The sequence below is a fragment of the Acinetobacter sp. AL9 genome (assembly GCF_041464035.1).
Lineage (GTDB): Bacteria > Pseudomonadota > Gammaproteobacteria > Pseudomonadales > Moraxellaceae > Acinetobacter > Acinetobacter towneri.
This window is the reverse complement of record NZ_JAYFSK010000090.1, coordinates 1-6,011: the sequence shown is the minus strand read 5'-3', so window position 1 is coordinate 6,011 and position 6,011 is coordinate 1. Positions and strand designations below refer to the sequence as shown.

The following is a 6,011-nucleotide window of genomic DNA, read 5'->3' as shown; positions in this document are numbered from 1 at the left end:
TTGGGTGTATTTCTTCATTGTGTGCTTTCCAATTGCGGGTTGAAAAAGTCTAATGATTCTATGAATACACCTAACTTTTTCAACTAACTACAAATGTGTTGCACTTGAGATTTGAATCTGCGAGATAATTGTTTTGCAAATAAATCACTTAAATATAATATTCATCACAAAATATTAAAAATAGCTGTCATTTTTTACCAAAAATTTTACTTATGTGACCTAAATTGTCAGTCATAAAAAACCCAGCCGAAGCTGGGTTTCTTAAAAGTTGCTTACACATAGCCAATTAGCTGAGTTTCATTTTTTCAAACAGCAAATGACCATTTTCAGCTTTAATTAAAATCGTATCACCTGCAACAAAGTCACCTGCGAGGATTTTTTGCGCCAATGTGTTTTCCACTTGTTGCTGAATTGCACGTTTCAATGGACGCGCACCGTAGACTGGGTCAAAACCTGCTTCAATCAATTGATCAAATGCAGTATCGTCTATCGACAAGCTCAAGTCGCGTTCGCTTAAACGCGCACGTAAACGATCCAATTGAATATCGGCAATGCCACGAATTTGTGCTTTTTCCAGTGAATGGAACACCACCAACTCATCAATACGGTTAATAAACTCAGGGCGGAAATGTTGTGAAACTGCGGCCATGACCACGGTACGCACTTCTTCACGTGTTGGATTGTCACCCAATTCACGTACTTCGTGTGAACCCAAGTTAGAAGTCATCACAATTACAGTGTTCTTAAAGTCCACCACGCGACCTTGCGAGTCGGTTAGGCGTCCGTCATCCAACACCTGCAACAAGATGTTAAATACGTCTGGATGGGCTTTTTCCACCTCATCAAACAGCACCACACTGTACGGTTTACGACGTACTGCTTCGGTTAATACACCACCTTCTTCATAACCGACATAGCCTGGAGGCGCACCGACCAAACGGCTGACCGAGTGTTTTTCCATAAATTCAGACATATCAATCCGAATCATGGCGTCATCGCTGTCAAACAAGAAGTTCGCTAACGCTTTGGTCAATTCTGTTTTACCTACCCCTGTTGGGCCAAGGAACAGGAACGAACCACTTGGACGGTTAGGATCAGACAAACCTGCGCGTGAACGACGTACCGCATTCGACACCGCCACCACAGCTTCATCTTGCCCCACCACACGGTTATGCAAGAAATCTTCCATGTGTAGCAATTTTTCACGTTCACCCTGCAGCATTTTCGATACAGGAATGCCCGTTGCAGCACTCACGACTTCAGCAATTTCATTGTCCGTAACTTTGTTACGCAATAATTTTGGTTCTTCTTTCTCTTCAACCAACTCATCTTGTGCCAGTTGTTTTTCCAACTCAGGAATCACACCGTATTGTAAACGTGACATTTCCGCCAAGTCATTTTCACGCTGCGCTTTTTGCAATGCCATACGTGCCTGATCAAGCTGAGTCTGAATTTGCTTAGTGCCTTCAACCAAGGTTTTTTCCGCTTTCCAAACTTCTTCCAAATCATTGTATTCATTTTGAACTTCAATAATTTGTTTTTCCAGATGTGCAACTTCAGCACGGCTGCCTGCATCTTCATCTTTCTTCACGGCTTCAAGTTGCAGTTTTAATTGAATTAAACGGCGCTCTAATTTATCTAAGGCTTCAGGCTTAGAATCTAGCTCCATTTTAATCCGTGACGCTGCCTCATCCACCAAATCAATTGCCTTGTCGGGAAGTTGACGGTCAGTGATATAACGGTGCGACATTTTAGCGGCGGCAATAATCGCCGAATCTAAAATTTTAACCCCGTGGTGCACTTCGTAGCGTTCTTTCAGACCTCGTAAAATTGCAATGGTGTCTTCTACACTTGGCTCATCAACCAATACTTTTTGGAAACGACGCTCTAAAGCCGCATCTTTTTCAATATATTGACGATACTCATCTAAAGTAGTGGCACCGACGCAGCGCAATTCGCCACGCGCCAATGCAGGTTTCAACATATTGCCTGCATCCATGGCACCATCGCCTTTACCTGCACCCACAAGTGTGTGTAATTCATCAATAAATAAGATGACTTCACCTTCTTGTTTCGCCAAGTCTTTTAAGACCGCTTTTAGGCGTTCTTCAAACTCACCGCGATATTTCGCACCTGCCAACAATGAGCCCAAATCTAAAGATAAAACACGTTTACCTTTTAAGCTTTCTGGCACTTCACCATTCACAATACGCTGAGCCAAACCTTCAACAATCGCAGTTTTACCCACACCAGGTTCACCAATGAGTACTGGGTTGTTTTTGGTACGGCGTGACAACACCTGAACGGTACGGCGAATTTCATCATCACGACCAATTACAGGGTCTAGCTTGCCCGCCAACGCACGTTCGGTTAAATCGATGGTATATTTATTGAGTGAGTCACGTTGATCTTCGTGATTATTGCTCATGACTTTTTCATCCCCTCTAATTTTGTCAATCACGCTACGCAAACTATCTGAGGTCACGCCTACACTGTTCAGTAGTGTTTTGGTCGCGCCCACTTCGGTCAAACCCAGCATCAACCAATCGGTTGACAAGAACTCATCACCTGCTTTTTGGGCAAAACTGTCAGCCAAATTCAAGGCTTTAACCGCATCTGGACTTAAGTTGATATCGCCTGTTGGATTGGCCAAAGTCGGTGCATCAGCAATCGCTTGCTGTAATTTGCTTTGCAAATCACGTAGGTTTGCGCCTGCTTGTTGTAATAAACTAACATTGGAAGCTTCTTCGAGCAAAGTCGCCAATAAGTGAATGCCTTCAATGGCAGTATGATCTTTCCCTATCGCAAGAGATTGGGCATCGGATAAAGCTTGCTGTAGTCGGTTGGTAAACTTTTCAAAACGCATTCTTGTTATTCCTCACAACAAATTGTGTACTTGATGGATATATGGGAACGCAGGCGTAAATTTCAATTAAATTTTTTATATATTTTTTAAAATCTTAATTAAAATTAACAGATAGATTTCAGTAATAATATTGGACTGATTAAAGTAAATTTCAAGTTTAGTCTGGTAATTTTTTATTTTAGTTGAGTCATTGACATACACTTGCATATCAATCAATTAAAGGCTTTTGATTGTTATTTATGCCATTTGAAATATTTAGTTACAATGATTGGCAAAATATACCAACCATTGTATGACCTATCAGTCAAAGCTTAATCTTGTTCAATAATTTCAAAATCATGGCTAATTTCGACGCCACCATCAGATAGCATTTTACTGGCAGAACAGTACTTTTCTGCTGAAAGTTCAACCGCCTTCGCAACCTGCTTTTCCTTGACAGCCTTCCCTTTGACCACAAAATGCAAATGAATTTTGGTGAACACGGCAGGGATGCTATCGGCACGTTCTGCTTTTAACTGACATTCAACATGCGTCACTTCTTGGCGTGATTTCTTTAAAATAGTCACAATATCGAATGAAGCACAACCACCAAGTCCCATTAAGATTAACTCCATAGGACGTGGACCACGGTTTTCACCGCCATATTCTGCAGATCCATCCATCACCACAGAATGACCACTTTCCGATTTGGCTTCAAAAGCAACGTTCTCTAACCACTGAACACTTGTTTGCATTGCAACTACCTAAAAAAAGCTATAAATTTACACGGGTATTTGTACACTAACATAACTTGAGTTGATAAGGAATTTCATCTCTACTGTGTGACAAGTTCAGCTTAGGTCTTGTGCGATCTATTATTTATCCATTTTCGGAACCGTTAGCATGACTTCCAACTTTTCACAGCTGAGTACTGATGCATTGTCCCCAGGACAACTGCCTGACTCAGTCAAAGCATTATTAAAACGTGCATACATCAACCGTTATCCAAAACGGACAACTATTGTTGATGCAGGGACTGAATCAAAATCATTATATTTGATTTTAAAAGGTTCAGTATCAATTATTCTTCGCGAAGATGATGATCGTGAAATTGTGGTTGCGTATTTGAATCCAGGCGACTTTTTTGGGGAAATGGGTCTGTTTGAATCGAATCCACAACGTACTGCAGAGGTTCGTACTCGTGATGTCTGTGAAATCGCAGAAATTACTTATGAAAATTTCCACGAACTCAGCAAACAATATCCCGATTTAAGCTATGCTGTTTTTGCACAGCTGGTACGTCGTTTAAAAAATACCACACGTAAAGTAACTGACCTTGCCTTTATAGATGTGTCTGGCCGTATTGCACGTTGCTTGATTGATCTTTCTGCGCAGCCAGAAGCCATGATTTTGCCAAACGGTCGTCAAATTCGTATTACACGTCAGGAAATTGGCCGCATTGTAGGTTGTTCACGTGAAATGGTTGGTCGTGTACTGAAAACACTTGAAGAGCAAGGCATGATTGAAACTGATGGTAAAGCCATTCTGATTTTTGATGCTTCTTTGGAGCAAAATGAAGCCACTGATGGCGACTTTGATGACGAATAAGCCATGCACATGCTAAGCAAAAAGCAAATCTTCGGATTTGCTTTTTTATTGCCTGTATATAACTTATAGCCATTTTCAACTATAAAAATATAATTCTTACGACCATTACAAAGCATCAGCAATTTTAACTGCCACAAGCGGCTCAAAATGGTTTAGCCTCTTAGGACATGACTTCATAAAGACAATGTTAAGCGAGATGCTAAGATGCAATTTAGACCTTTGGCAAAAACAGGCATTCTAGTTCCAGAAATCTGTTTAGGCACCATGACATTTGGTGAACAAAATACCCAGCAAGAAGCCTTTCAACAACTCGATTATGCACTAGAACGAGGCTTATATTTTTGGGATACCGCAGAGATGTACCCTGTTCCACCTAAAGTAGAAACCCAAGGGGCAACTGAAACCATGATTGGTCACTGGCTGCACCAACGTGGCGGACGTGACAAAATATTTCTCGCCTCTAAAATTGCAGGCCCTTCGCAAGGCGGCAGTCATATTCGAGATGGCAAAACCCGCTTTAACGCACAGGATATTCATTCTGCGCTAGATGGTAATTTAAAACGTCTGCAAACCGACTATATCGACTTATACCAACTGCACTGGCCGCAGCGTCCAACCAACTTTTTTGGCAAACTCGGTTATGGCAACCAAGAAGCACAAAATACGCAAGAAATAACCGACCTTGCTGAAACCTTAACCGCGTTGCAACAAGAAATTCAAAAAGGACGGATTCGCTATATAGGTCTGTCGAATGAAACCCCTTGGGGCACCATGAAGTTTTTACACTTGGCAGAACAATTAGGATTAAGTAAATTTGTCAGCGTACAAAATCCATATAACCTGCTGAATCGTACTTATGAAATTGGCATGTCTGAAATCGCCCATTATGAAGGTGTTGGACTACTCGCCTACTCACCTTTGGCTTTTGGTTATTTAACTGGTAAATTCCGTCATGGCGCACGCCCTGCCAATGCACGTGTCACGCTATATTCACGTTTTAGCCGTTACAGTAATCCACAAAGCGAATGGGCAACCGAGCAATACGCCCAACTTGCAGAACAACACGGCTTGAGTTTGACGCAACTGGCGCTGGCATTTATCAAGCAGCAATTTTTTGTGACAAGTACCATTATTGGCGCGACCAATATGGCACAACTCAAAGAAAATATTGATGCCTTTGACATCACCTTATCAGATGAAATTTTACAAGGCATTGAAGCCATTCATCGTCAACAACCCAATCCAGCGCCCTAATTTTATTTTAAGCACTGCTTTAAAATGAAATTAAAAATATGAACTCAGCAATAACTCGTAAGCATCCGGCTAACACAGCCTTACCAAGCGATCCTATAAGCCTTAATTTAGTTCCCACCTAAAAACAAGTGGGGACTTAATCCATGAACATGGATATATATTCAGCAACACCTCCTGTTGCTAAAAAACGCCGAAAATACAGCAAAGAATTCAAACTCAGTATTGTCAATGCCTGCAAAAATCCTAATACCTCGATCGCTTCGGTCGCACTGCAACATAGTATTAATGCCAACCTTGTCAGTCG

Annotated in this window: 5 protein-coding genes; 3 read left to right on the top strand and 2 right to left on the bottom strand. The window is 41.4% G+C overall.

Annotated features, from left to right (window positions below; genetic code table 11):
* Positions 1–286 precede the first annotated feature (286 nt).
* Both clpB and ACEO2X_RS13015 read right to left on the bottom strand, forming a co-directional pair.
* On the bottom strand, positions 287–2,866 hold the full coding sequence (gene clpB, locus ACEO2X_RS13020; protein ID WP_004971561.1) for an ATP-dependent chaperone ClpB: 2,580 nt from the start codon (positions 2,864–2,866) through the stop codon (positions 287–289).
* A gap of 311 nt (positions 2,867–3,177) precedes the next feature.
* On the bottom strand, positions 3,178–3,600 hold the full coding sequence (locus tag ACEO2X_RS13015; RefSeq protein WP_004971563.1) for an OsmC family protein: 423 nt from the start codon (positions 3,598–3,600) through the stop codon (positions 3,178–3,180).
* A gap of 148 nt (positions 3,601–3,748) precedes the next feature.
* Between ACEO2X_RS13015 and crp the strand changes: the two genes are divergently transcribed.
* From crp to ACEO2X_RS13000, 3 genes are all read left to right on the top strand, one after another.
* Positions 3,749–4,453 (top strand): cAMP-activated global transcriptional regulator CRP, encoded by a 705-nt coding sequence (gene crp, locus ACEO2X_RS13010; RefSeq protein WP_167845925.1) that lies wholly within the window; start codon positions 3,749–3,751, stop codon positions 4,451–4,453.
* A 204-nt stretch (positions 4,454–4,657) separates the two neighbouring features.
* Positions 4,658–5,707: an NADP(H)-dependent aldo-keto reductase gene (locus ACEO2X_RS13005; protein WP_096901060.1), complete on the top strand. Its 1,050-nt coding sequence runs from the start codon at positions 4,658–4,660 to the stop codon at positions 5,705–5,707.
* A gap of 143 nt (positions 5,708–5,850) precedes the next feature.
* Positions 5,851–6,011, top strand: a 161-nt coding sequence (locus ACEO2X_RS13000; protein WP_141214585.1) for a transposase, incomplete at its 3' end; no start/stop codon positions are given.